General features: G+C 51.4%; 3 protein-coding genes and 1 pseudogene. 1 reads left to right on the top strand and 3 read right to left on the bottom strand.

Going from position 1 to position 2,188, the window contains the following annotated elements; genetic code table 11:
- Both VIN66_RS18805 and serB read right to left on the bottom strand, forming a co-directional pair.
- Window positions 1-230: pseudogene (locus VIN66_RS18805) on the bottom strand (alpha/beta hydrolase); the annotation flags it as partial.
- Window positions 230-1,309: a phosphoserine phosphatase SerB gene (gene serB, locus VIN66_RS18800; RefSeq protein WP_331925411.1), complete on the bottom strand. Its 1,080-nt coding sequence runs from the start codon at window positions 1,307-1,309 to the stop codon at window positions 230-232. The pseudogene VIN66_RS18805 and the gene serB, both read right to left, overlap by 1 nt.
- Window positions 1,310-1,381: 72 nt before the next feature.
- On the opposite strand from serB, the gene VIN66_RS18795 reads away from it, so the two are divergent.
- Window positions 1,382-1,975: an AhpA/YtjB family protein gene (locus VIN66_RS18795; protein ID WP_331925410.1), complete on the top strand. Its 594-nt coding sequence runs from the start codon at window positions 1,382-1,384 to the stop codon at window positions 1,973-1,975.
- Here VIN66_RS18795 and VIN66_RS18790 read toward each other — a convergent pair.
- Window positions 1,946-2,188: TatD family hydrolase (locus tag VIN66_RS18790; protein ID WP_331925409.1), on the bottom strand; the 243-nt coding region annotated here is incomplete at its 5' end. The genes VIN66_RS18795 and VIN66_RS18790 overlap by 30 nt on opposite strands.

The following is a 2,188-nucleotide window of genomic DNA, read 5'->3' as shown; positions in this document are numbered from 1 at the left end:
GGTTTCGATAGCCCCCGGCCAGCAAAATCGGCGCAATACACCATAAAACCGTTGTCGGCCAGATAGCAGCCCAGACCTTTGCCGGAGTGACTGTAAAAAATGCGGCCATTCTCAATAGCACCATGTAACATCAGCACCGGTGCTATGCCCTGCTGCATAGGCATTAAACGGCGCAGATGCAGTTGATACTGCTGTAAATCGAGATACAGCGAGCTCTGCTGGTGCTTCATTACTTATCCAGCAGATACAACAACTGCAGTAAGGAGCCTTGCCTGATAGCCGCCTTCGCCTGCGCCTGAACCTTCGGCTTAGCATGAAATGCTACTCCCAGTGCAGCAGCCTGTAACATAGGAATATCATTGGCACCATCACCAATAGCGACGGTTTGCTGTAGCGAGATAGCATGCTGCTGAGCCAGAAGCTGCACCACCTGCGCTTTTGTTGTTGCATCAACAATATTGCCAGACACTTTGCCAGTCAGCTTGCCGTCCTGAATTTCCAGCACATTGGCATAAGTAGCTGTTAAATTCAGCCGCTGTTTCAAAGCATCAGTAAAGAATGTAAAGCCACCCGACGCTATTGCGACCTTCCAATGCTGCTGTTGCAAATACGCAACCAACTCAATTAACCCCGGCATTAACGGGATTGAAGCCAGTACCTGCTGCAATATCGACTCCGGGGCGCCTTGTAAGGCCGCGACCCGGGCAATAAGGCTTTGGGCAAAATCAAGCTCACCATTCATCGCACGGGCGGTAACGGCGGCGACCTGTTCACCAACGCCGGCTAAGACCGCAATTTCATCAATACATTCAATCTGGATTGCCGTTGAGTCCATATCCATCACCAGCACTCCCGGCTCGCTCAGACTAGGCCTGGCCTGCAGATACACCAGCTCACAGCCTGCTTGCAGCGCAGTTTCACTTAACGCTTGTTGTGTACCCTGCGTCAGTACCTGCGGCAAAGCCAGCTCAACGGCCCCTGCAAGCGCCGGGTGCGGCCGGTAGAGCCGGCAATCTAACGCTGTATCAATACCGAGCTTTAGCAATACCGCTTTGACAGCCGCCCAACTCAAATGCTCAGCAAACATACGCAGTACGGCAACAGGCGATTGGGTAGCCGTTTCAAACCCGTCGCCCCGTGGTAAATTCAGCTGGTGGTCACTGTGTAAATATAACGCATCTTGTTGCAGGCATAGCGCATAGCGGTCAGTTGTGTTTAGCGAACTTAAAGGCGAATCCGCGAGGAGCTGCGTGCTAAAAAGCTGATAGAAAAACGACACTGGAGTACCTATACTTGGCAACGCCATCATGGCATGCTACACAAACTTTTCACGCTGTTTCGTTATACCAACGAATAGGATCTGTCAGCGCTTACGGAATTTATGCAAAACGATATCGCAATACCCAGCACCACATCAAGCACTATTAAGCTGCTACAAATTGCTTTCGCTGTGGCCGGTATCTGGCTGTTACTGCACTTATGGGTGCAAACTCAACAACAAGGTCAGCATTTGCTGCAGCAACAAAGCAGCCAACTGATGCGGGAAACGCTGACAGCCTTATCGCATACCGCCGCATATTTAATTGAGCATGACCAGTTGGCCGGGCTTGAACAACTTACTCAGCATATAGCAGACAGCCCTTACCTGTACGATGTTGTCGTGTATGACGCCAACGGTGTAAGGATGAGCTGGACAGAAAACAGTGCACCGGCCCGGTTATTGTACGGCCCGACACAAGCCGAGCAGCTACAGGCAATGGTGCAGCCTATAACAAAAGAGCAGCAACTGCTGGGCTATATCAAGCTGAGCCTGCGCCAGGACATTTCGCTGAATCAAATCAGCACATCGTGGCAGCATCTGATGCAACAGTTGCTGGGCATGCTGATCCTTGCGGGTATAGTTGGCTTTATGTTACGCCGCGGCTTCTCAAGATTTTCACGTCACTCATTCCGCCTGCGCCGCATCAAGCCTTAACACGCTAAGGGTATTTTGCCATAGCTGCTGTGCTATTTGCTGTGGTGACTCAGGCCTTAACTGACAAAAAGCGTCAAACACTAATGCCAGCTGTGCCGGGGTGTTTATCTGGCCCTGATACCCAGCCAATGGCATTGACGGCGCATCCGTCTCCAGCACAAAGCAATCCAAGGGTAACTTTTGTACCGTGTTGCGGGTTTTCTCTGCACGCTC

The organism is Rheinheimera sp., assembly GCF_036568245.1.
In the GTDB taxonomy this organism is placed as follows: domain Bacteria; phylum Pseudomonadota; class Gammaproteobacteria; order Enterobacterales; family Alteromonadaceae; genus Alishewanella.
This window is presented reverse-complemented; position numbering and strand designations above follow the sequence as displayed.